This is a genomic window from Streptomyces sp. NPDC091649 (genome assembly GCF_044756785.1).
GTDB lineage: Bacteria > Actinomycetota > Actinomycetes > Streptomycetales > Streptomycetaceae > Streptomyces.
Map to the genome: position 1 here is coordinate 57,018 of NZ_JBIVTR010000002.1, position 22,785 is coordinate 79,802.

Annotated in this window: 22 protein-coding genes and 2 pseudogenes; 7 read left to right on the plus strand and 17 right to left on the minus strand. The window is 71.6% G+C overall.

Features of this window, described 5'->3' with window-relative positions:
* Positions 1–180: 180 nt before the first annotated feature.
* Positions 181–1,563, minus strand: coding sequence for a glycine--tRNA ligase (locus ACIQMU_RS05535; RefSeq protein WP_352241425.1), 1,383 nt, complete (start codon positions 1,561–1,563; stop codon positions 181–183).
* Positions 1,564–1,793: 230 nt separating this feature from the next.
* Here ACIQMU_RS05535 and ACIQMU_RS05540 point away from each other — a divergent pair, with 230 nt between their 5' ends.
* The 4 genes from ACIQMU_RS05540 (at position 1,794) to ACIQMU_RS05555 (ending at position 5,174) form a co-directional block, all read left to right on the plus strand.
* Positions 1,794–2,846 carry a metal ABC transporter substrate-binding protein gene (locus tag ACIQMU_RS05540; RefSeq protein WP_352241426.1) on the plus strand — a complete coding sequence of 351 codons (1,053 nt, stop codon included), beginning with the start codon at positions 1,794–1,796 and terminating at the stop codon, positions 2,844–2,846.
* 47 nt (positions 2,847–2,893) lie between these two features.
* Entirely contained in the window at positions 2,894–3,736 is an 843-nt protein-coding gene (locus ACIQMU_RS05545; protein WP_388538229.1) for a metal ABC transporter ATP-binding protein, read from the plus strand.
* Positions 3,736–4,635: a metal ABC transporter permease gene (locus ACIQMU_RS05550; protein ID WP_402688263.1), complete on the plus strand. Its 900-nt coding sequence runs from the start codon at positions 3,736–3,738 to the stop codon at positions 4,633–4,635. Before ACIQMU_RS05545 ends, ACIQMU_RS05550 begins: the two co-directional genes overlap by 1 nt.
* Before the next feature lie 104 nt (positions 4,636–4,739).
* Complete coding sequence (locus ACIQMU_RS05555) at positions 4,740–5,174, plus strand: transcriptional repressor (RefSeq protein ID WP_352241429.1); 435 nt, start codon at positions 4,740–4,742, stop codon at positions 5,172–5,174.
* 86 nt (positions 5,175–5,260) lie between these two features.
* Here the strand turns inward: ACIQMU_RS05555 and ACIQMU_RS05560 are convergent, their stop codons facing one another.
* The 4 genes from ACIQMU_RS05560 to leuA all read right to left on the minus strand — a co-directional run bounded on the left by ACIQMU_RS05560 (position 5,261) and on the right by leuA (position 9,715).
* Positions 5,261–6,106, minus strand: coding sequence for an isoprenyl transferase (locus tag ACIQMU_RS05560; protein ID WP_352241430.1), 846 nt, complete (start codon positions 6,104–6,106; stop codon positions 5,261–5,263).
* A 92-nt stretch (positions 6,107–6,198) separates the two neighbouring features.
* Positions 6,199–6,945, minus strand: a complete 747-nt coding sequence (gene recO / locus ACIQMU_RS05565; RefSeq protein WP_352241431.1) for a DNA repair protein RecO — start codon at positions 6,943–6,945, stop codon at positions 6,199–6,201.
* 56 nt (positions 6,946–7,001) lie between these two features.
* Positions 7,002–7,706, minus strand: coding sequence for a TerB family tellurite resistance protein (locus ACIQMU_RS05570; RefSeq protein WP_352241432.1), 705 nt, complete (start codon positions 7,704–7,706; stop codon positions 7,002–7,004).
* Positions 7,707–7,930: 224 nt separating this feature from the next.
* Complete coding sequence (leuA, locus tag ACIQMU_RS05575; RefSeq protein ID WP_352241434.1) at positions 7,931–9,715, minus strand: 2-isopropylmalate synthase; 1,785 nt, start codon at positions 9,713–9,715, stop codon at positions 7,931–7,933.
* A 290-nt stretch (positions 9,716–10,005) separates the two neighbouring features.
* Here leuA and ACIQMU_RS05580 point away from each other — a divergent pair, with 290 nt between their 5' ends.
* Positions 10,006–11,082, plus strand: coding sequence for a M4 family metallopeptidase (locus ACIQMU_RS05580; RefSeq protein WP_352241435.1), 1,077 nt, complete (start codon positions 10,006–10,008; stop codon positions 11,080–11,082).
* 97 nt (positions 11,083–11,179) lie between these two features.
* The gene (locus tag ACIQMU_RS05585; protein ID WP_352241436.1) at positions 11,180–11,446 is read left to right on the plus strand and encodes a protealysin inhibitor emfourin; all 267 of its coding nucleotides are present in this window, start codon (positions 11,180–11,182) and stop codon (positions 11,444–11,446) included.
* Between the two features lie 25 nt (positions 11,447–11,471).
* On the opposite strand, the gene ACIQMU_RS05590 is transcribed toward ACIQMU_RS05585, so the two are convergent.
* The 9 genes and pseudogenes from ACIQMU_RS05590 to ACIQMU_RS05630 all read right to left on the minus strand — a co-directional run bounded on the left by ACIQMU_RS05590 (position 11,472) and on the right by ACIQMU_RS05630 (position 18,623).
* Positions 11,472–12,506 (minus strand): GTPase Era, encoded by a 1,035-nt coding sequence (locus tag ACIQMU_RS05590; protein ID WP_402688264.1) that lies wholly within the window; start codon positions 12,504–12,506, stop codon positions 11,472–11,474.
* A 60-nt stretch (positions 12,507–12,566) separates the two neighbouring features.
* Positions 12,567–13,124, minus strand: a pseudogene (locus ACIQMU_RS05595) (DUF916 domain-containing protein); the annotation flags it as partial.
* Positions 13,103–13,447, minus strand: a pseudogene (locus tag ACIQMU_RS05600) (beta-xylosidase); the annotation flags it as partial. The pseudogenes ACIQMU_RS05595 and ACIQMU_RS05600, both read right to left, overlap by 22 nt.
* A 273-nt stretch (positions 13,448–13,720) precedes the next feature.
* Positions 13,721–14,074, minus strand: coding sequence for a cytidine deaminase (locus ACIQMU_RS05605; protein ID WP_352241438.1), 354 nt, complete (start codon positions 14,072–14,074; stop codon positions 13,721–13,723).
* An 83-nt stretch (positions 14,075–14,157) separates the two neighbouring features.
* Positions 14,158–14,511 carry an MmcQ/YjbR family DNA-binding protein gene (locus tag ACIQMU_RS05610; RefSeq protein WP_352241439.1) on the minus strand — a complete coding sequence of 118 codons (354 nt, stop codon included), beginning with the start codon at positions 14,509–14,511 and terminating at the stop codon, positions 14,158–14,160.
* Positions 14,508–15,806, minus strand: a complete 1,299-nt coding sequence (locus ACIQMU_RS05615; RefSeq protein WP_352241440.1) for a hemolysin family protein — start codon at positions 15,804–15,806, stop codon at positions 14,508–14,510. The genes ACIQMU_RS05610 and ACIQMU_RS05615 overlap by 4 nt, the downstream gene beginning before the upstream one ends.
* Complete coding sequence (ybeY, locus tag ACIQMU_RS05620; RefSeq protein WP_352241441.1) at positions 15,803–16,300, minus strand: rRNA maturation RNase YbeY; 498 nt, start codon at positions 16,298–16,300, stop codon at positions 15,803–15,805. Before ybeY ends, ACIQMU_RS05615 begins: the two co-directional genes overlap by 4 nt.
* A gap of 12 nt (positions 16,301–16,312) precedes the next feature.
* Positions 16,313–17,377: a PhoH family protein gene (locus ACIQMU_RS05625; protein WP_352241442.1), complete on the minus strand. Its 1,065-nt coding sequence runs from the start codon at positions 17,375–17,377 to the stop codon at positions 16,313–16,315.
* A 142-nt stretch (positions 17,378–17,519) separates the two neighbouring features.
* On the minus strand, positions 17,520–18,623 hold the full coding sequence (locus tag ACIQMU_RS05630; protein ID WP_402688265.1) for a carbohydrate kinase family protein: 1,104 nt from the start codon (positions 18,621–18,623) through the stop codon (positions 17,520–17,522).
* A 420-nt stretch (positions 18,624–19,043) separates the two neighbouring features.
* Between ACIQMU_RS05630 and ACIQMU_RS05635 the strand changes: the two genes are divergently transcribed.
* Positions 19,044–20,405, plus strand: coding sequence for an MFS transporter (locus ACIQMU_RS05635; protein ID WP_352241444.1), 1,362 nt, complete (start codon positions 19,044–19,046; stop codon positions 20,403–20,405).
* On the opposite strand, the gene ACIQMU_RS05640 is transcribed toward ACIQMU_RS05635, so the two are convergent.
* Genes ACIQMU_RS05640 through ACIQMU_RS05650 form a run of 3 tightly spaced genes read right to left on the minus strand, consistent with a single transcriptional unit; the run spans position 20,369 to position 22,709 of the window.
* A complete protein-coding gene (locus ACIQMU_RS05640; protein WP_352241445.1) occupies positions 20,369–21,361 on the minus strand; it encodes an adenosine deaminase in 993 nt (330 codons plus the stop codon). The two genes, ACIQMU_RS05635 and ACIQMU_RS05640, sit on opposite strands and share 37 nt — an antisense overlap.
* A gap of 51 nt (positions 21,362–21,412) precedes the next feature.
* Positions 21,413–22,324 carry a ribonuclease Z gene (locus tag ACIQMU_RS05645; protein WP_402688266.1) on the minus strand — a complete coding sequence of 304 codons (912 nt, stop codon included), beginning with the start codon at positions 22,322–22,324 and terminating at the stop codon, positions 21,413–21,415.
* Positions 22,325–22,349: 25 nt separating this feature from the next.
* Positions 22,350–22,709, minus strand: coding sequence for a histidine triad nucleotide-binding protein (locus ACIQMU_RS05650; RefSeq protein ID WP_352241447.1), 360 nt, complete (start codon positions 22,707–22,709; stop codon positions 22,350–22,352).
* Positions 22,710–22,785 lie beyond the last annotated feature (76 nt).

Here is a 22,785-nt window from a genome sequence, read left to right on the forward strand (position 1 = left end):
CGGTGCGCCCCGCACCGGAATTTCAGTCCGTCGGACCGACCGTCGCCCGATGGGCATCGGCCAGGTGCGACATCGCGTACCTCCGGGACCGGCGGGGCTCCGGTGGACGACGAAGCCCCCGGTTCTGTACCCGGAACCGGGGGCCTCACTCGTGTACGAGCGTACGGAGCGTACGAGGTGTCAGCAGCCGATCAGACGGGCGCCGAGGTACGCCTGGATCTGGTCCAGGGAGACGCGCTCCTGCTTCATCGTGTCGCGCTCGCGCACGGTCACCGCGTTGTCGTCGAGGGTGTCGAAGTCGACGGTGACGCAGAACGGGGTGCCGATCTCGTCCTGACGGCGGTAGCGGCGGCCGATGGCGCCGGCGTCGTCGAACTCGATGTTCCAGTTCTTGCGCAGGTCGGCCGCCAGGCCCTTGGCCTTCGGCGAGAGCTGCGGGTTGCGGGAGAGCGGCAGGACCGCGACCTTGACCGGAGCCAGGCGCGGGTCCAGGCGCATCACGGTGCGCTTCTCCATGACGCCCTTGGCGTTGGGCGCCTCGTCCTCGATGTAGGCGTCGAGCAGGAACGCCAGCATCGCGCGGCCGACACCGGCCGCGGGCTCGATGACGTACGGCGTCCAGCGCTCGCCGGCCTCCTGGTCGTAGTACTGGAGGTCGGTGCCGGACGCCTTGGAGTGCGCCTTGAGGTCGTAGTCGGTGCGGTTGGCGACGCCCTCCAGCTCGCCCCACTCGCTGCCGCCGAAGCGGAAGCGGTACTCGATGTCGGCGGTGCGCTTGGAGTAGTGGGAGAGCTTCTCCTGCGGGTGCTCGAACCAGCGCATGTTCTCCTCGCGCATGCCGAGGTCCGTGTACCAGTTCCAGCGCTGGTCCATCCAGTACTGCTGCCACTCCTCGTCCTCGCCCGGCTTGACGAAGAACTCCATCTCCATCTGCTCGAACTCACGGGTCCGGAAGATGAAGTTGCCCGGAGTGATCTCGTTCCGGAAGGACTTGCCGACCTGCGCGATGCCGAACGGCGGCTTCTTGCGGGAAGTCTGCTGCACCTGGCCGAAGTTGGTGAAGATGCCCTGGGCGGTCTCGGGGCGCAGGTAGGCGACCGAGCCGGAGTCCTGGGTGGGGCCGAGGTGGGTGGAGAGCAGGCCCGAGAACTCCTTGGGCTCGGTGAAGGTGCCCTTGTTGCCGCAGTTGGGGCAGTTGAGGTCGGCGAGGCCGTTGACCGGCGGCTTGCCGTGCTTCTCCTCGTACGCCTCCTCCAGGTGGTCGGCGCGGTAGCGCTTGTGGCAGGAGGTGCACTCGGTCAGCGGGTCGGAGAAGGTGGCGACATGGCCGGAGGCGACCCAGACGTCCGGGGCCAGGATGACCGACGAGTCGAGACCGACCACGTCCTCGCGCGAAGTGACCATGTAGCGCCACCACTGGCGCTTCAGGTTCTCCTTCATCTCGACGCCCAGCGGCCCGTAGTCCCAGGCGGCGCGCTGACCACCGTAGATCTCACTGGAGGGGTAGACGAAGCCACGGCGCTTGCTCAGGCTGACGATGGTGTCGATCTTGTCGGCGGCCACGGTGCTCTCTTCATTACGACGGCGGAACTGGACAGGGGCGGCGCGCACGCGCCTCGACGGGGGTGGCGGTCGGGAGACGAGCGGGCGAATGCCTCAGATTACCGGCGGGCGCACCCCTGGGATCAAATCGATAGGGGGGCGAGCGATTCCTCCGCCGCCACTCTGTGATCTTCCGGGCATCTCATCCGTCTTGTTGACAATCGTTTCCACTTTTGTTGAAAATGACTGTCATGAACGTACGCCGCCTGATACCCACCACCGCCGTCGCCGGAGCAGTCGTCCTCGGCCTGACCGCCCTCTCGGCCTGCTCCACCTCCGACGCCGCCGACGGGAGCGACGGCGGCAAGCTGAAGGTGACGGCGTCGTTCTACCCGATGCAGTTCCTGGCCGAGAGGATCGGCGGCGAGCACGTCACCGTCACCGGTCTCACCAAGCCGGGCGTCGAGCCGCACGACCTGGAGCTCACCCCCCGCCAGATCGGCTCCATCAGCGAGTCCGACTACGTCCTGTACCTCAAGGGCATCCAGCCCGTCGTGGACGACGCGATTCTGCAGTCCGGTGTGAAGAACACCGTCGACGCCGCGACCCTGACCACGCTGGAGAACCACGGCTCCGAGGTCGTCGGCCACGACCACGGCCACGAGGGCGAAGAAGAGCACACGGACGAACACGGGGACGAGCACGCGGACGAGCACGGCCACGAGGAGGAGGCCCACGAGGAGCACTCCGAGGGCGACGGCCACAACCACGGCGAGGAGGGCGGCGCCGACCCGCACATCTGGCTGGACCCCGTGAAGTACGCCGAGGTCGCCAAGGGAGTGGGCGCGTCCCTGGGGAAGGCCGACCCCGACCACGCCGCCGACTACAAGAAGAACACCGACGCGCTCGTCGCCGAGCTGGGCAAGCTGAACACGGCGTTCGAGACCGGGCTGAAGAACACCTCCACCAAGACCTTCATCACCACCCACTCCGCCTTCGGCTACCTCGCCGAGCGCTACGGGCTCACCCAGCAGGGCATCGCGGGCATCGACCCCGAGGCCGAGCCGAGCCCCGCCCGGATCCAGGAGATCCACACCATCGCGGAGAAGGAGAAGGCCACCACCGTCTTCTTCGAGACGCTCGCCAGCGACCGGACCGCGAAGACCCTCGCGAAGGACACCGGCCTCAGGACCGGCGTCCTGGACCCGCTGGAGGGAATCACCGAGAAGTCCCAGGGCGCTGACTACATCGAGGTCATGGAGTCCAACCTCGCCGCGCTGCGGAAGGCACTCGGCGCGAAGTGACCCGCACCACCCCGAGGAACCGCACCACCCCCGGATCGGAGGCGCTCGTGCCGGAGCGTGAGAGCACCACCCATGAGGCCGCGCACGGACCCGCCCACCGGGCAGCCCGCACGGCCGCCCGCGAGCCCGCCCAGGAGCCCGTGATCGCCCTGCGCGGCGCCACGGCCACCCTCGGCGCGCGCCCCGTGCTGCGCGGCGTGGACCTGGCCGTGCACCGCGGCGAGGTCGTCGCACTGCTCGGCGCCAACGGTTCCGGCAAGTCCACCGCCGTACGGTCCGCCATCGGGCAGGTCCCGCTGACGGGCGGCACGGTCGAGCTGTTCGGCACCGAGCTGCGCCGCTTCCGCCGGTGGGGCCGGATCGGTTACGTCCCGCAGCGCACCACGGCCGCGGGCGGCGTGCCCGCCACGATCCGCGAGGTCGTCGCCTCCGGGCGGCTGTCCCGTACGGGGCTGCGGTGGCCGGGGAAGGCGGACCGGGCGGCCGTGGAGCGCGCCATCGCGCTGGTGGGGCTGGCCGACCGCGCCAAGGACTCCGTGAGCGCCCTGTCGGGCGGCCAGCACCAGCGGGTCCTGATAGCCCGCGCCCTGGCCGCCGAGCCGGAGCTGCTGATCATGGACGAGCCGATGGCCGGAGTGGACCTGGCCAGCCAGGAGATCCTGGCCTCGACCCTGCGCAAGCAGGTGGCGCTGGGCACCTCCGTGCTGCTGGTGCTGCACGAGCTGGGCCCGCTGGAGCCGCTGATCGACCGGGCCGTCGTGCTGCGCGACGGCTGCGTCACCCACGACGGCCCGCCGCCCGAGGCACTCGGCCAGCACGCGCTGCCCGGCCACGACCACGTACACCCCCACGCGGCCGCCGAGCCCGTCCGGACGGGACTGCTGACCTGATGATGCTGGAATTCCTGAACCCCCCCTTCATGCAGCGGGCGCTCATCGCGGCCGTGCTGGTCGGCATCACCGCGCCCGCCATCGGCATCTACCTGGTGCAGCGGCGGCAGGCCCTGATGGGCGACGGCATCGGGCACATCGCGATGACCGGCGTCGGCCTCGGCTTCCTGCTCTCCACCAACCCGGTCTGGATGGCCACCGCCGTCGCGGTGGCCGGTGCGGTCGTGATGGAGCTGATCCGCTGGTACGGACACACCCGCGGCGACCTCGCCCTGGCGATGCTGTTCTACGGCGGCATGGCGGGCGGCGTCATGCTGATCAACCTGTCCGACACGGGGTCCAACGCCAACCTGACCTCGTACCTCTTCGGCTCGCTCGCCACGGTCTCCGCGTCGGACGTCACCGCGATCTGCGTGCTGGCGGCCTTCGTGGTGCTGGTCACCGTGGGACTGCGGCGGCAGCTGTTCGCCGTCAGCCAGGACGAGGAGTTCGCCCGGGTGTCCGGGCTGCCGGTACGGGTGCTGAACCTGCTCGTCGCGGTGACCGCCGCCGTGACCGTGACCGTCGCGATGCGCGTCGTCGGCCTGCTGCTGGTCAGCGCGCTGATGGTGGTTCCGGTGGCCGCGGCGCAGCAGATCACCAAGTCCTTCAAGGCCACCTTCGTGCTGTCCGTCGTGATCGGCACGGCCGTGACCCTCACCGGCACCGTGACCTCCTACTACCAGGACGTTCCGCCCGGCGCGACGATCGTGCTGCTGGCCATCGCGGTGTTCGTCGCCCTGACCGTGCTCGCCGCCCCGCTCGCGAGACGCCGGGCGCGGGCGAGCGAGGCCAGGGGCGCCGAGTGCACCCTGGAAGTACCGGCGGCCCGCCGGGACCGGGACGACGTACGGGTGTGACACCGTACGGTGCGACGGCGTCGCACCGTACGTGTTCGCCGGAGACACCCGGCCGGGCTGGCACAATGGCCCGACACATGTACGGGCGACACGAGGAGGCACCTGTGGCCACGGCGCCGATCAGTGGCACGAACGCAGCGCCGGTACGCGGCCGGTCCACCCGGCAGCGGGCGGCGGTGGCGGCGGCGCTCGACGAGGTCGACGAATTCCGCAGCGCCCAGGAGCTGCACGACGTCCTCAAGCACCGCGGCGACTCCGTGGGCCTGACCACGGTCTACCGGACCCTGCAGTCCCTCGCCGACGCCGGTGAGGTCGACGTCCTGCGCACCACCGAGGGCGAGGCCGTCTACCGGCGGTGCTCGACCGGTGATCACCACCACCACCTGGTGTGCCGGCTCTGCGGCAAGGCGGTGGAGGTCGAGGGGCCGGCCGTCGAGCAGTGGGCCGAGATGATCGCCGCCCAGCACGGCTACGTGAACGTCGCGCACACCGTCGAGGTCTTCGGCACGTGTGCGGAGTGCGCCGCGAGCAAGGCGTAACGAACGGCAGGAGGCGGGTCCAGGGGCGCTCCACGCGCCCCGGGCCCGCCTCTTTCGCGTCAACCTTCAGGCCACCGCGCCGCGCGTCACTTCTCGGCGGCCTCCGCGGCCTTCGCCGCCTTGGCGGCCTCCACCGCCTCCGCCCCGCCGAAGCGGCGGTCGCGCTGGGCGTACTCCAGGCAGGCCCGCCACAGGTCCCGGCGGTCGAAATCCGGCCAGAGAACGTCCTGGAAGACCATCTCGGCGTACGCGCTCTGCCAGATCAGGTAGTTCGAGGTGCGCTGCTCGCCGCTGGGGCGCACGAAGAGGTCCACGTCCGGCATGTCCGGGTAGTACGTGTACTTCGCGAAGGTCTTCTCGTTGACCTTGGACGGGTCGAGCTTCCCGGCCGCCACGTCCTGGGCGATGCGCTGCGCGGCGTCCGCGATCTCGGCGCGGCCGCCGTAGTTGACGCAGAAGTACAGCGTCATCCTGTCGTTGTCCTTGGTCTGCTCCTGGGCGACCTGGAGCTCCTGGACGACGGACTTCCACAGCTTGGGCATACGGCCCACCCAGCGGATGCGGATGCCGAGCTCGTCCATCTCGTCGCGGCGGCGGCGGATCACGTCGCGGTTGAAGTTCATCAGGAACTTCACCTCGTCCGGCGAGCGCTTCCAGTTCTCCGTGGAGAAGGCGTACAGCGAGAGGTTCTTGACGCCCATCTCGATACAGCCCTTGAGGACGTCCATGACGACGCCCTCACCGACCTTGTGGCCCTCGGTCCGGGGCAGACCCCGCTCCTTGGCCCAGCGGCCGTTGCCGTCCATCACGACGGCGACGTGCTGGGGCACCAGCTCACCGGGGATCTTCGGGGGCGTCGCGCCCGTGGGGTGCGGCTCGGGGGTCTTGTACGTGCGCCGGCTTCGGCCGCCGAGGATCCCGCGTACTGCCATGAGCTTCTCAGTCTCCCTGTGTCACTTGGACCCACCGGCAACTGGGGGGTCGGTCCTGTCCACGCACCGCGTCGTCTGCCCGACGCACCGCGTCACTTCTCCACGTACCGCAGCGAGCGCAGTCCGCGCTCCAGGTGCCAGTGCAGATAGGCGGACACCAGTCCGCTCCCCTCCCTGACATGACGCGCCTCGCACGCGTCCGCCGTCACCCAGTCGCCGCTGAGCAGCGCGCTCAGCAGGGCCAGGGCCTGTGCCGAGGGTACGACGCTCCCGGGGACCCGGCAGTCACCGCATATGACGCCCCCCGCCGCGACGGAGAAGAACCGGTTCGGGCCGGGCATTCCGCACTTGGCGCAGTCCTCGAAGCTGGGCGCGTACCCGTTGACCGCGAGCGAGCGCAGCAGGAACGCGTCCAGGATCAGGTGGGGGGCGTGCTCGCCCCGGGCGAGGGTCCGCAGCCCGCCGACGAGCAGCAGATACTGCTGGACGGCCGGTTCGCCCTCATGGTCGGTGAACCGCTCGGCGGTCTCCAGCATCGCGGTGCCCGCCGTGTAGCGGGCGTAGTCGGCGACGATCCCGCCGCCGTAGGGGGCGATCGTCTCGCTCTGGGTGCAGAGTGGCAGCCCGCGGCCGACCAGCTCGCTGCCGCGCGCGAAGAACTGCACGTCGACGTGGGAGAAGGGCTCCAGGCGGGCGCCGAACTTGGATTTGGTGCGGCGCACCCCGCGGGCGACGGCGCGGACCCGGCCGTGGCCGCGGGTCAGGATCGTGATGATCCGGTCGGCCTCGCCCAGTTTCTGCGTACGCAGCACGATGCCGTCGTCCCGGAACAAGCTCATGCGCCCATTGTCGCCCACCCGGGGCCGCCCGTGGCGGGCCGGCCGCGGAGAGGGCTCTACGAGGGCGTGCGGGCGGCTGCCGCCAGCAGGCGGGCGGTGTCCTCGGCGGGAAGCTGGAGGGCGCTACCGACCGTGGTCAGCACCTGGCGCTCGGCGGCGCAGTAGGGCCCGTCGGCCAGCGCGATCCTGGCTCCCTGGAGGAGGACGGACTCGCGGCCGGCGGCGGCCAGGTGCGGGGCGAGCGGGGCCAGCACCTCGTGCAGCTCGATGGCGAGGGTCGGGCCGCACGCCTCGGCGGCCGGGTCGGACCCGGAGCCCTGCCCGGTGTCGGCGGCCAGCACCTCGACCACGGTGAACAGCTGCTCCTGGGTGCAGTCGTCGAGCCCGGCGTCGCGCACGGTGGCGACGGCGGCCTCCAGGACCGTGCGGGAGGTGGTGCCCCCGGCGGCGAGAACGGCCAGGGTGACGGTGTGGACGGCCTCGCGGAGCATCGCGGAGAACCGGGTCGTGGTCGGGTGGTCCAGTGCCTCGGGGGCGTAGTGGGCGAGGCAGGCGGCGCACTCGACGACGGGGGCGGCCTCGCCCCGCCGGACCAGGGGGACGCCGAGGACGGTGAGGCGGCGGCGGCCGGTGAGCCGCCGGTAGTTGCGGTCTCCCCCGCAGCCGGGGCAGAAGAAGGCGCCGTCGCCGACGGCGTCCCAGATGGTGCGAACGCCGCAGAGGACGGGCCTCAGAGCGCGTTGTCCTTTGGCTGACCGCACGTCGCACACCTCCGTAACGCTCCGGCAACACTGCCGTGTGTTGGACGTGATGTTAGCCACACGCGCGAGGGGGCGTCAGCCTCTTGGACGTCACAACCCCCGGATATGGCCGAACCCCGACCACCCGCGGCGGGCGGTCGGGGCCTCTCAATGCCGTCGTACGAGGTCGAATCGGACGTCCGTACGAGGGGGAGGATCCGCGGGGCCGGAAGGGCCCGGACGGGTCAGCGGGCCGCGCGGTTGACCGCGGAGACGACCGCCTTGAGCGAGGCGCGGGTGGTGTTGGCGTCGATGCCGATGCCCCACAGGACCTTGCCGTCGATCGCGCACTCGATGTACGAGGCGGCCTGGGCGCTGGCGCCCTCGCTCATCGTGTGCTCGGTGTAGTCCAGCAGCCGGGCGTCGATGCCGATGGCCTGCAGCGCTTCGAAGAACGCGGAGATCGGTCCGTTGCCCGTGCCGCTCAGCACGGTGTCCGTGCCGTCGACGGTGGCCTCGACCGTCAGGGTGTCCTTGCCGTCGGTGTCGGTGGTGGTCTGGCCGGAGCGGATCTGTACGCGTCCCCACCGAGCCGCGGCGTCACCCGGGTTCGGCAGGTACTCGTCCTGGAAGGTGGTCCAGATCTGGGCCGGGGTGACCTCGCCGCCCTCGGCGTCGGTCTTGGCCTGAATGATCCGGGAGAACTCGATCTGCATCCGGCGCGGCAGGTCCAGTTTGTGGTCGTTCTTCAGGACGTACGCGATGCCGCCCTTGCCGGACTGCGAGTTGACGCGGATGACGGCCTCGTAGGAGCGGCCGACGTCCTTCGGGTCGATCGGCAGGTACGGCACGGCCCACTCGATGTCGTCGACCGTCTTCCCCCGGGCGGCGGCGTCGCGCTCCAGGGCGTCGAAGCCTTTCTTGATGGCGTCCTGGTGGGAGCCGGAGAAGGCGGTGTAGACCAGATCGCCCGCGTAGGGGTGGCGCGGGTGGATCTCCATCTGGTTGCAGTACTCGCTGGTGCGGCGGATCTCGTCGATCTGCGAGAAGTCGATCTGCGGGTCGACGCCCTGGGAGAACAGGTTCATGCCCAGGGTGACCAGGTCGACGTTGCCGGTGCGCTCGCCCTGCCCGAACAGGCAGCCCTCGATGCGGTCGGCGCCGGCCATGATGGCCAGCTCGGCGGCGGCGACGGCGGTGCCCCGGTCGTTGTGCGGGTGGACCGACAGGCAGACGAACTCGCGGCGGGTCAGGTTGCGGGACATCCACTCGAAGCGGTCCGCGTGGGTGGAGGGCGTCGAACGCTCCACGGTGGCGGGCAGGTTGAGGATGATCTCGCGCCCCTCCTCCGGCTGCCAGACGTCGCAGACGGCCTCGCAGACCTCCAGGGCGAAGTCCAGCTCGGTGTCGGTGAAGATCTCCGGGCTGTACTGGTAGCCGAAGACCGTCTCCGGGCCCAGGATCTTCTCGGCGTACTCCATGACCAGCCGGGTGCCGTCCACCGCGATCTGCTTGACCTCCTCGCGCGAGCCGCGGAAGACGACACGGCGGAAGGTGGGGGCGGTGGCGTTGTAGAGGTGGACGGTGGCCCGGTGCGCGCCGGCCAGGGATTCCACGGTGCGCTCGATCAGCTCCTCGCGGGCCTGCGTCAGGACGGAGATCGTCACGTCCTCGGGGATCGCCCCCTCCTCGATGATGGAGCGGACGAAGTTGAAGTCGGTCTCGCCGGAGGAGGGGAAGCCGACCTCGATCTCCTTGTAGCCCATCTTGACCAGCAGGTCGAACATCTCGCGCTTGCGGGCCGGGGACATCGGGTCGATCAGGGCCTGGTTGCCGTCGCGCAGGTCGGTGGACAGCCAGCGGGGGGCCGCGGTGATCCGGTTGCCGGGCCAGGTGCGGTCGGCGATGTCGACGGCCTCGTAGCCGCGGTACTTGTGGACCGGCATCCCGGACGGCTTCTGGAGGTGCGTCGCGTTGGTGATCGGGGTGGGGCGGCCGACAGGATTACCGGCGGGGTTCACGGTGGTCATGGCGTAGGGCTCCTCGGTCCAGCGGGGGGTCGGCCGACTGTGTCGCTGCAGCACCAGACTCCGCGGGGAGGGAGTCGGCCTACGACTACAGGCCCTCGCCGCGGCAGCTAAGGAGAAGCAGCCCGAAACGCATGATGCGAGGAGCGTAACCGAGTGCGGCCCGTGGGGTCGGCCCGTATCAGTATGCGGGACCGGACATCGATGACGGGTAAACGATGACTGATCACTCCATTTCGTCAATCATCGTCGCAACCGGTGACAGGACGGTGACGGAGTGCCACAGTCGTTTCATGCACCTTCGAACCGACGGCGACCTCCACCCCGTCTTCTGCACCATCGTTCCGCCCCACGTCCTGGATCACCTGTCCCGGTCCGCCGATACCCGGCTCGCGGACCCGGCCCGCCGCACCCTGGCCGCCGACGGCCTCCGCCGCGACCGCCGCCGGACGACGGCGCTCGCCGCCGCCCCGGCCGCCCCGGGCGTGGGCGCGGTCCCCACCAAGCCCCACCGCACCCTGTACGACTGCGGCAACGGCACCGCCCTGCCCGGCCGCCGGGTCCGCGACGAGGGCGACAAGCCCACCTCCGACGCCAGCGTCAACCGCGCGTACGCCGGCCTCGGCGCCACCTTCGAACTGCTGCTCTCGGCGTACGGCCGCAGCTCGATCGACGGCAAGGGCCTGCCGCTGATCGGCTCCGTGCACTACGGCGAGGAGTACAACAACGCGTTCTTCGACGGCGAGCAGATGGTCTTCGGGGACGGCGACGGCGAGATCTTCCTCGACTTCACCGTCGCGGTCGACGTGATCGCCCACGAGCTGGCCCACGGCCTGACGCAGTACACCGCCAACCTGCGCTACGAGGGCCAGTCGGGCGCGCTCAACGAGTCCGTGTCCGACGTCTTCGGCTCGCTGGTGAAGCAGTACTCGCTGGGCCAGAGCGCGGAACAGGCCGACTGGCTGATCGGGGCCGGGCTGCTGGCGCCCCGGGTCAGCGGGGACGCGCTGCGCTCGATGAAGGCCCCGGGCACGGCCTACGACGACGACGTCCTCGGCAAGGACCCGCAGCCGGGCTCCATGGCGGACTACATCGAGACGGAGGAGGACAACGGCGGGGTCCACCTGAACTCCGGCATCCCCAACCGCGCGTTCTACCTCCTGGCGACGGCGCTGGGCGGCAACTCCTGGGAGCGTGCGGGACAGATCTGGTTCGACGTGCTGACCGGCGGCGAGTTGACGGCGAACGCGGACTTCGCGGAGTTCGCCCGGCTGACGGTCGCGGCGGCGGGCGACCGCTTCGGCGAGGCGGACGAGCGGGAGGCGGTCCTCAAGGCATGGTCGGAGGTGGGCGTTCCGACCCGGGCGTGACCCGGCCCGCCCGGGAGGCGGTCACGACGCGAGCGGATCGCGGCCGTCCTGGCAGGCGGGGTTGAACCCCCGTACGCCCCCCGATAGACAGGACCCCATGCGCATTCAGGTCAGCCGGACCGGCGGCTTCGCCGGCATCGCCCGCCGCCATGAGGTCGACACCGAGGGGCGGGAGGACGCCGCCGAGTGGCGGGCGCTCGCCGAGGAGGCGCTCGCCTCCGCGCGGGACACTCCGCCGACGGGCGTGCCGGACGGCTTCCGGTACGCGATCACGGTCGGAGACCGCACCGTGTACTGCGCTGACCCCGATCTGACCGGGGCGCAGCGCACGCTGGTCTCACGCGTCCTCAAGGAGGGCGCGTGAGATCGGCACCCGTGCCGTACGACCGCTAGAAGCCCAGCTTCCGCAGCTGCTTCGGGTCGCGCTGCCAGTCCTTGGCGACCTTGACGTGCAGGTCCAGGAAGACCGGCGTGCCGAGCAGGGCCTCGATGTGCTTGCGGGACTTGGTGCCCACGTCCTTCAGCCGCTGGCCCTTCGGGCCGATGATGATGCCCTTCTGGCTGGGGCGCTCGATGTAGACGTTGGCGTGGATGTCCAGCAGCGGCTTGCCCGCCGGGCGGTCCTCGCGGGGCAGCATCTCCTCGACGACGACCGCGATGGAGTGCGGCAGCTCGTCGCGTACGCCCTCCAGCGCCGCCTCGCGGATCAGCTCCGCGACCATGACCATCTCCGGCTCGTCGGTGAGGTCGCCCTCCGGGTAGAGCGGCGGGCTCACGGGAAGCAGCGGGGCGATGAGGTCGGCGAGCAGGGCCACCTGGCCGGCCCCCCGCCCGCCGTCGCCCCTGCCCTTGCCGGAGGGGGTGCGTCCGGCCTCCTGCTCCTCCTTGACGGCCGACACCGGAATGATCTCGGCCCACTCGAAGCCCAGCTCGTCGGCCAGCGCGGAGACGGCGATGAGCTGTTCGGCGAGCGCCTTCGACTCGACCAGGTCGGTCTTGGTGATGATGGCGATCTTGGGGGTCTTCTTGATCCCCGCGAGCTCCTTGACGATGTACTTGTCGCCGGGGCCGAGCTTCTGGTCGGCGGGCAGGCAGAAACCGATGACGTCGACCTCGGCCCAGGTCGTCCGCACGACGTCGTTGAGCCGCTCGCCGAGGAGCGTGCGCGGCTTGTGGAGACCGGGGGTGTCGACCAGGATCAGCTGCGCGTCGTCCCGGTGCACGATGCCGCGCACCGTGTGCCGGGTGGTCTGGGGGCGGTTGGAGGTGATCGCCACCTTCTGACCGACGAGAGCGTTCGTGAGGGTGGACTTGCCGGCGTTGGGGCGGCCCACGAAGCAGGCGAAGCCGGCTCGGTGGGGGGAGGTGGTCTCCGCTTGCGGGGCAGCGGATTCTTGGTTCGGGCGAGCGCTCATGGCGACCATTCTCCCCGATCCCGGCGGCGCTGCCGCACAGTGGGCCGGGCGAGGTCCGTCACGGACGCCTCAGGCCGGGCGCGTACGGCCCCGGCGGGCCTGTGCCCACAGGGCCGTTCCGGCCGTGAGAAGCAGCGCGAGCAGTCCGGCGAGGAGCCAGGGCACGGCCAGGAACGTGACGGCCGCCGACTCCCGCGTGCCCTTCGCGGTGGCGGTGAGCCGGATCTCGGCCCGGTCCAGCTGCGGCGCGCCGTCCCAGGTCTCGGTCAGCCGGACCCGCTGGCGGGGCAGCAGCTCGGCGGGCGGTCGCGTCAGGCCGCGCTCCAGCAGGCCGAAGAGACCCTCGGCGCGCAGGGCGACTGCGGGGGCGAGGGTGACGTTCCCCCGGTTGTGGAGGGTGTACGGGATGACGGCGCGGCTCGTGCCGGTGCCCGGGACCAGCGGGCGGCGCCGCTCGATCCGGATGTCCTCGACGGAGAGCGCGGGGACGGTGGGCCCGTTCACCCGCAGGTGGATGCGGGCGCCGACGGCCCGGCGGACCCCGACGGCCACGGCGCCGCGGCGGGCGGCCGCCACCCGTTCGTCCAGGGCGATCAGGGCGCCGGGGTGGTCGCCCGGCTCGGCGTCATGATGTCGGCGGGCAGGGCCAGGTCGACGGGGTTGCTGGCGGCGGGTTCGACCACCGTGTAGGTGACGGCGACGGTGTCGCCGACCTGCGGGGTCGCGTTGTCGACGGTGATCCGCGCGGTCGTGGTGCCGTCGATGGGCGGGATGCCCGCGATGGGCGGCGGGACGCAGTGGGTGGGGAAGTCCACCGCGACGGACGCCGTCGCGGCGGCCTGCGCCGGGCCGCCGAGCAGCCCTCCCCCGGTGACGACGAGTGCGGTGATGCCCAGGGCGGCGGCCCAGCGGCGCCGCGGGTCGGTGGATCTTCGCGTGGTCGGTCGCATGAATTCGGTGCCCTCCTGCGGAAAGCGGCACGGCGGCTCTCCCGTACCGGCAGGTGGCCATTGACGACCCGGGCGAAAAAGAAGTCAATGCGGACGGAACGCGGCGACTGATGGCCCATCAGATGATGGCGGGGTCGACGCACTCGGGGACCGCCCGCTCCGGCCGGCCGCCGCCCGGACCCGCCCGCCCGGACCCGCCCGCCCGGACCTCCGGGGCCCGCGCGGCCCACCGCCGCGCGGCTACCCATCGGCCCGCCGTGAACACCGGCCCGCTCAGCCCGCCGCCACGCGGACCCGCAGCATGCCGTCCGGGCCCGCGAGCAGCACCGGGGTGTCCGGTCCGCCCAGGTCCCGCACCGCGGCCCGGTCCTCGTCGGAGGGGGCGTCGGCGGCGGAGACGACCGCGGCCGCCTCCAGCGACGTGGCGCCGCTGGCCACCGCCATGGCGACGGCGGTCCGCAGGGCGCTGAGCTTCAGCGACTCCAGCGCCACCGTGCCCGCGACGTACGTACGCCCCGTCTCGTCGCGTACGGCCGCGCCCTCGGGGACCCCGTTGCGGGCACGGGCGCTGCGCGCCAGGGTGACGATCTTGCGGTCCTCGGCGTCGAGCTCCGTGGTGTCGGTCATGGCACGAGCATACGAAGCGGACACGGACCCGCGCAGGTCGCCCCCGGCGGGGCCGCGCGGGCCACCCGTGTCGCTCACGTGCCCTACGCGCGATCCAGGCGCAGCCGCTCCGCCTTCGGGAGTCCGGCGACGACCAGGTCGTAGGAGTCCTCGACCAGCTCGCGCAGCAGCCGGTCCGGGACGCCGGAGACGGTGACCGTGTTCCAGTGGCGCTTGTTCATGTGCCAGCCGGGCACGATCGCGGGGTGCGTCTCACGCAGCCGGATCGCCTCGTCGGGGTCGCATTTGAGGTTGACCGTGAGCGGCCGACCGTCCAGTGCGGTGAGGGCGAACACCTTCCCGGCAACCTTGAAGACGGAGGTCTCCGGGCCGAACGGGAACTCCTCCACGCTCGCGTTGAACTCCAGGCAAAGGGCCCGCAGCCGCTCCGGCGTCATTCCGCCTCCTTCTCCTCGGCCTCCTGGGGCTCCGGCTCCACCAGCACGGTGACGATCTTGTTCCGGCGGCCCGCCGGGGACTCCGCGGTGAGCCGGAGCCTGCGGCCGTCGGGCAGCTCGACGGCCGCGGACGCGCCGGCGATCGGTACCCGGCCGAGCGCCTTGGCGAGGAGGCCGCCGACGGTCTCCACGTCCTCGTCGTCGTACTCGTCGAGGCCGAAGAGGTCGCCCAGGTCCCCGATGTCGAGCCGGGCGGTGACCCGGTAGCAGCCGTCTCCCAGGTCCTGGACGGGCGGCAGCTCCCGGTCGTACTCGTCGGTGATCTCGCCGACGATCTCCTCCAGGATGTCCTCGATGGTGACGATGCCCGCGGTGCCGCCGTACTCGTCGATCACGACCGCGACGTGGCTGCGGTCGCGCTGCATCTCGCGCAGCAGGTCCCCGGCGTTCTTGGTGTCGGGGACGAAGGCGGCGGGGCGCATCGCGGTGGAGACGGGGTCGGACTCGGACTCCCGGTTGATGTGCGTCTTGCGGACCAGGTCCTTGAGGTAGACGACCCCGACGACGTCGTCCTCGCCCTCGCCGGTGACCGGTATCCGGGAGAAGCCGGAGCGCAGGGCGAGGGTGAGGGCCTGGCGGATGGTCTTGTAGCGCTCGATGGAGACGAGGTCGGTGCGCGGCACCATGACCTCGCGGACCAGCGTGTCGCCCAGCTCGAAGACGGAGTGCACCATGCGGCGCTCGTCGTCCTCGATGAGCGACTCCGCCTCGGCCAGGTCGACCATGGCGCGCAGCTCGGCCTCGCTGGCGAACGGGCCCTTGCGGAACCCCTTGCCCGGGGTCAGGGCGTTGCCGACCAGGATCAGCAGCTGCGGGACCGGCCCCATGATCCTGGCCAGCGGCAGCAGGACGTACGCCGAGGCCGTGGCCGTGTTCAGCGGGTGCTGGCGGCCGATGGTGCGCGGGGAGACGCCGATGGCGACGTAGCTGACGAGGACCATCACGCCCATCGCGACGGCCAGCGCCTCCCAGGTCTCGGGAAACGCCTGGAGGCACGCGTAGGTGACGAGGACCCCGGCCGACATCTCGCAGGCGACCCGCACCAGCAGGGCGACGTTGAGATAGCGGGTCGGGTCGGCGGCGATCTGCGCAAGCTTCGCGCTGCCGCGCCGGCCGGAGCGGACCGCCTCGTCCGCCCGGAAGCTGGAGGTGCGGGCGATGCCGGCCTCCGCGCAGGCGGCGAGCCAGCCGACGACGACCAGCAGCACGGCACCGGTGATCAGGGGCGCGCTCACGAGACGGTGGGGGCCGGCGACGCCCCGGTGAGCCCGTGCTCCCCGCGCCAGCCGTCCACGATGGCGGCCTGGAGACCGAACATCTCGGCCTTCTCGTCCGGCTCCTCGTGGTCGTACCCCAGCAGGTGCAGGACTCCGTGGACGGTCAGGAGCTGGAGCTCCTCGTCCATGGAGTGCTGGGTCGGGGCCTCTTCGCCCTGCCTCTTCGCGACCTCCGGGCAGAGCACGATGTCACCGAGGAGCCCCTGCGGGGGCTCCTCGTCGTCCTTGGCCGGCGGACGCAGCTCGTCCATCGGGAAGGACATGACATCGGTCGGACCGGGGAGGTCCATCCACTGGATGTGCAGCTGCTCCATGGCGTCGGTGTCCACCACGATCACCGAGAGCTCGGACAGCGGGTGGATCCGCATCCGGGCCAGTGCGTAGCGGGCGATGTCGAGGATCGCCTGCTCGTCGACCTCGGTTCCGGACTCGTTGTTGACGTCGATCGACATGGTGCGCTGCGGCTACTTCCCTTTACGGCGGTCGCGTCGGCCGTCTTCGCGGCCTTCCGCCTGACCGTCCTGCTGACCGTTTCGGCTGTCGTACTTCTCGTACGCGTCGACGATACGGCCGACGAGCTTGTGCCGGACGACATCCTGGGAGGTGAGCCGGGAGAAGTGCACGTCGTCCAGGCCCTCCAGGATGTCCTGGACCTGCCGCAGACCGCTCTTGGTGCCGCTCGGCAGGTCGACCTGGGTGATGTCACCGGTGATGACGATCTTGGAGTCGAAGCCGAGGCGGGTGAGGAACATCTTCATCTGCTCGGCGCTGGTGTTCTGCGCCTCGTCGAGGATGATGAAGGCGTCATTCAAGGTGCGGCCCCGCATATAAGCCAGCGGCGCCACCTCGATCGTGCCCGCCGCCATCAGCCGCGGGATCGAGTCGGGGTCGAGCATGTCGTGCAGGGCGTCGTAGAGCGGGCGCAGATACGGGTCGATCTTGTCGAACAGGGTGCCCGGCAGGAAGCCGAGCCGCTCTCCCGCCTCGACCGCGGGCCGGGTCAGGATGATCCGGCTGACCTGCTTGGACTGGAGTGCCTGGACGGCCTTGGCCATGGCCAGATAGGTCTTGCCCGTGCCGGCGGGACCGATCCCGAACACGATCGTGTGCTGGTCGATCGCGTCGACGTACCGCTTCTGGTTGAGGGTCTTGGGGCGGATGGTGCGGCCGCGGTTGGAGAGGATGTTCTGCGTGAGCACCTCGGCCGGCGTCTCGCCCCCGGAGTCTCCCTGCCCGGTGCCGGCCGCCTTGAGCATGGCGATCGACCGTTCCACTGCGTCCTCCGTCATCGGGGCTCCGGTGCGGAGCACGAGCATCATCTCGTCGAACAGGCGTTGGATGAGAGCGACGTCGGCCGCCTCGCCCGTGGCACTGATCTCGTTGCCCCGGACGTGGATGTCGGCCGCCGGGAAAGCCTCTTCGATCACGCGCAACAGCGAGTCCCCCGACCCCAGGAGCATCACCATGGGGTGTGCGGCCGGGATCCTGATCTGGGCACGCGCCTGCGGCTGTGTGGGTGTCTGAGTCATGGGCCGGCCCTCGGGCCTGCGCATACCTCCCGTTGCAGGGTTCTCGCTGCTCGACAACCTCTGGATTACCAAGCGTACGACCTGGCAGGGACAACGCAGAGTGCTTTTACCGGCCGTGTGTGCGACGCGACCCCGCGCCCGCTCACCGGCGGAAGCCGATCGTGGGCACCGCACGCCGCAGCGGCCAGGCGCGGGCCGCGGTGGGCAGGAGGTCGTCCAGGAAGGCGTAGCGCTCCAGGGCGGCGGGGTCCTGGCCCTCGCAGGTGCGGATCAGCTGCCACCAGGCGGCGATCTCGGCCCAGCCGGGCGCGGAGAGCGAGCCGCCGAACTCCTGGACCGAGAGGGCGGCGGTGAGCCCGGCGAAGGCCAGCCGGTCGGCGAGCGGCCAGTCGGCGAGCGTGCCGGTCACGAAGCCGGCGACGAAGACGTCCCCGGCCCCGGTGGGGTCGAGGGCCTCCACCTCGATGGCGGGCACCTCCGCGGCGGCGCCGGTGCGGCGGTCGACGGCGTACGCGCCCTCGGCGCCCAGGGTGACCACGGCGAGCGGGACGCGTTCGGCGAGCGCGTGGGCGGCGGTGCGCGGGCAGTCGGTGCGGGTGTAGCGCATCGCCTCCTCGGCGTTGGGCAGGAACGCGGCGCAGTGCGCCAGGTCGGGCAGGGCTTCCAGGTCCCAGCGGCCGGTCTCGTCCCAGCCGACGTCGGCGAAGACCATCGCGCCGTTCCGGGCGGCGGTGGCCACCCAGGGCTCGCTCCGGCCCGGGGCGAGCGAGGCGATGGCGGCGCGGGCGCGCGGCGGACAGTGCGGGAAGACGCGGCCGGGCGCGGCGGTCCCGGTGGGGGCGGGCGCCTCGTGGCCGTGGGAGACCATCGTGCGCTCGCCCTCGTACGCCATGGAGACGGTGACCGGGGAGTGCCAGCCGGGGACGGTGTGCGACATCGACAGGTCGATTCCCTCGCCCTGTTCGAGGGCGTCCCAGCAGTGCTCACCGTAGTGGTCGTCGCCGAAGGCGGCGGCGAGTGAGGTGCGCAGGCCGAGGCGGGCCAGGGCGGTGGCCATGTTGGCGACGCCGCCGGGGCTGGAGCCCATCCCCCGGGCCCAGGACTCGGTACCGCGCACGGGGGCGCTGTCCAGGCCGGTGAAGATGATGTCGAGGAAGACCGGGCCCGTCAGGAAGACGTCGCAGGCGGGGTCGCGGGGGGCGCGCAGCGCCAGCAGCGGGTCGATGCCCGGAGTGTCTGTGCTCACCGTTCGCTCCCGGGGTCGTGCGGCGGATCCCGGCGGGATCCGGACCGTGTGAGTGCGGCCAGTCTGCCCGATCCGTACGGGGGGAACACGGTATCCGCGCCCAGGTGTTCGCAGCACACCTGACCTGCATAAACATGCGCTAATACCCGGGGATTTCCTGCATAAACCAATAAGTGACCCACATCACAGCGGGGCGGCTTTCGGGGAGCCGGGAGCGCTTGATACAAATTGCCCCGCGAGCACCTCCGGGGACCTTCTCCGACGAGAGCCGCGCATCCCGGCATATCGCCACAGCTCCCGCATTGCCGCATTCCCGCGTGCCTCCGCACGCTTCGCCGTGCCCTTCGCCGCTGTACCCCGCTCCACCCTCTGCACCCCTCCCCTCCCCCTGCCTTCTCAGGCATGTCTTCAGGAACGCCCATGTCCTCGCGCCCTGGTGCCGTGTGGCCCTTGGTGGCCGTGTTCACCGCTGGCTACCTCGCCTCCTACCTGCTCCCCACCGTCGTCGGGCGGCTCAGCGCCGAGCTGGCGCTGAGCCCCGCCCAGGCGGGCCTGGTCGGCAGCGCCCTGCTCCTCAGTTCGGCCGGAGCCGGCTTCTGTCTGGCGGGCCGGGTCGAGCGGTACGGGGCGCGCACCCCGGCCCGGGCCGGACTGGTGCTGGCCGCCGTCGGTTACGGCGGCGCCGCACTCGCCGGGTCGGTGCCGCTGGTGGTGCTCGGCGTGGTGGTCGGCGGCTTCGGCTCGGGCACGGCGACGGCGGTCGCCGCGGCCCAGATCGCCGCCCGGCGCGACCCGCACCGGACGTCCTCCCTCGGGCTGCTCACCGTCTCCGCCACGGCGGGCGTCCTCTATCTGACGATCCCCCACCTCGGCGGCGGCCACCGGCTCCCGTTCGCCGCGATCGCCCTGGTCGCCCTCCTCGTCTGGCCCGCGACCGCCAAACTCGGCGGTTCGACGGCGGCGGAGGGGCCCGCCTCGCCGGTCACCGGCCGGCTCCCGCACCGCCGCTCCGGGCTCGTCCTGGCGGGCGGGATGCTCGTCTGGTCCATGGCGCAGAACGCGCTGTGGGGCGTGAGCAGCCGTATCGGCGTGGACCAGGCGGGGCTGTCCGAGGTCACCGTCGGCGCGGTGTTCGCCGCCGCCCTCGGCGCGGGCCTCCTCGGCGTGACGGGTGCCGGACTGCTCGGGGCCCGGCTCGGCCGGGCGGTGCCGATCGGGCTGGGGACCGTGGTCATCGCGGCGAGCATCGTGCTCAGTTCCTCGGCCCGGGACCTCGGATCGTTCGCGGCCGGCGAGGTGCTGTGGAACGCCTTCTACCCGGTGGTCCTCTCCTACCTCATCGGGCTGGCCGCCTCGCTGGACGTACGCGGGCGGTGGGCGGTGCTGGCGGGCTCGGCCTCGTCCGTGGGGGTGGCCTGCGGTCCCCTGCTGGGCAGCGTGCTCTCCGAGGAGGCCGGCTATCCGGTGATGGGGCTGCTCCTGGGGGCGGCCACCCTGCTGGTCGCCGCCCCGGTGACCGCCGTGGCGCTGCACACCGGCGGGCGTCCGCTGGTGCCCGGCTCGGTGCGCCGCCGCGGTGGCGCCCCGGCCGCCCTGCTCGCCGCCACCACCGGGAACCTGCCCGGTGCGGTGCCGAAGCTCGGTTCACCGGAGCAGGCCGTCACGGAGCTGCGCGTACCGGCCCTGCGGCGCGGTCGGCTGGTGCGCAGCGCGATCCGGACGGCCGGTCCGGACGGCGGTTCCGGTCAGTCGAACGCGTACGCCTCGACCTCGGACAGGTAGCGCGCCCGGCGCTCCTCGTCGTGGTCGAGGAAGGCCGCCTCGAAGGAGTTGCGGGCCAGGGTGCGCAACTGCTCCCGGTCGAGGGCGAGCGCGTCGCGGACGGCGTCGAAGTTGTCCCCGGCGTAGCCGCCGAAGTAGGCGGGGTCGTCGGAGTTCACCGTGCACAGGAGTCCGGCGGCCATCATCCGGGGCAGCGGGTGGTCCTCCAGCGTGTCGACCGTGCGCAGCCGCACGTTGGAGAGCGGGCAGAGGGTGAGCGGCACCCGGTCGGCGACCAGCCGCTCCACCAGCTCCGGGTCCTCCAGGCAGCGCAGCCCGTGGTCGATGCGCTCGACGCCGAGGACGTCCAGGGCCTCGCGGATGTACTCCGGCGGGCCCTCCTCCCCCGCGTGGGCCACCTTGCGCAGGCCGAGGGCGGTGGCCGCCTCGTACACCGCGCGGAACTTGGCGGGCGGGTGGCCGACCTCGGCGGAGTCCAGGCCGATCGCACTGATCCGGTGCAGGTACGGCTTCGCCGCGTCCAGGGTGCCGAGGGCCGATTCGGCCGACAGGTCGCGCAGGAAGCACATGATCAGCTGGGTGGAGACGCCGTGCCTCTCCTCGCTGCGCTCCAGTGCGCGGCCGAGGCCCTCGATGACGGTGCCGATCGGGACGCCCCGGGCGGTGTGGGCCTGCGGGTCGAAGAAGATCTCGGCGTGCCGGACGCCCTGGGCGGCGGCGCGGGCGAGGTAGGCGTCGACGAGTTCGGCGAAGTCGTCCTCCGTGCGCAGGACGGCCATCAGCGCGTAGTACAGGTCCAGGAAGGACTGGAGGTCCTCGAACCGGTAGGCGGCGCGCAGTTCGTCGGCGGTGGCGTACGGCAGGGCAACCCCGTTGCGTTCCGCGAGCGCGAAGGCCAGCTCGGGTTCGAGGGTGCCTTCGATGTGGAGGTGGAGTTCTGCCTTGGGGAGGTACACGGTGTCTCGCAAACGGTGGTGCGGGTGGGGGGTCGGTGGTCCGCGGTCGGTTCAGCGGTGCCGGGTGGGGACCGGGACGCGGACCAGGTCCTGGGCGACGGTGAGTTCGCCGTCGAAGCCGGCGGCGCGGGCCTGGGACTCGAAGGGCTCCGGGTCGCCGTAGCGCTGGGAGAAGTGGGTCAGCACGAGGTGGCGTACGCCCGCCTCCTTCGCCACCCGGGCGGCCTGCCCGGCGGTGAGGTGGCCGTGGTCGACGGCCAGCTTCTCGTCCTCGTCGAGGAAGGTCGACTCGATGACGAGCATGTCGCAGCCCTCGGCGAGGGCGTACACCCCGTCGCAGAGCCGGGTGTCCATGACGAACGCGAAGCGCTGCCCGCGCCGGTGCTCGGAGACCTGCTCCAGGGTGACGCCGCCGAGGACGCCCTCGCGCTGGAGGCGGCCCACGTCCGGTCCGGCGATGCCGTGCTCCGCCAGCAGGGCGGGCAGCATGCGCCGGGTGTCGGGCTCGGTGAGACGGTAGCCGTACGACTCGACGGGGTGCGAGAGCTTCGCGCTGTCCAGGGTGTACGCGGGGGTGGCGGCGAGGACTTGGCCGGCTCCGGCCACCGGGGCCTCGGTCAGCTCGACGGTCTCGCGGTAGGCGGTGGCGTACCGCAGCCGGTCGAAGAAGTGCTGGCCGCTCGCCGGGTAGTGCGCGGTCACCGGGTGCGGCACCTGGTCGAGGTTGATGCGCTGGATCACCCCGGCGAGCCCGAGGGAGTGGTCGCCGTGGAAGTGGGTGACGCAGATCCGGTGGAGGTCGTGCGCGGCGACCCCGGCCCGCAGCATCTGGCGCTGGGTGCCCTCGCCGGGATCGAAGAGGATGCCCTCGCCGTCCCAGCGCAGCAGGTAGCCGTTGTGGTTGCGGTGCCGGGTGGGGACCTGGCTGGCGGTGCCGAGCACCACCAGCTCGCGTACGGACATGGGTGGGAGCTCCTACGGGGCGGACTTATCCGGGGGGCCACTGGAGGCCGCGGCCGCCCAGGACGTGCGCGTGCGCGTGGAAGACGGTCTGTCCGGCGCCGGAGCCGGTGTTGAGGATGATCCGGTAGCCGGAGCCGTCGACCTTCTCCTCGGCGGCGACCGCTCCGGCCTCGCGCAGGACGTCGGCGGCGATGATCGGCTCGGCCGCGGCGAGGGCGGCCGCGTCCGGATAGTGGGCCTTCGGGATGACCAGGACGTGGGTCGGGGCCTGCGGGTTGATGTCGCGGAAGGCGACGGTCGTCTCGCTCTCGCGGACGATGGTCGCCGGGATGTCCCCCGAGACGATCTTGCAGAACAGGCAGTCGGACTGCGGTTCTCCCGCCATGGCCGGGTCTCCTCGTCGCTGGTGATCAGTACAGGGGCATGCTATCGCCGAGCCCCCGCCGGGTGCGGGGCGCGGC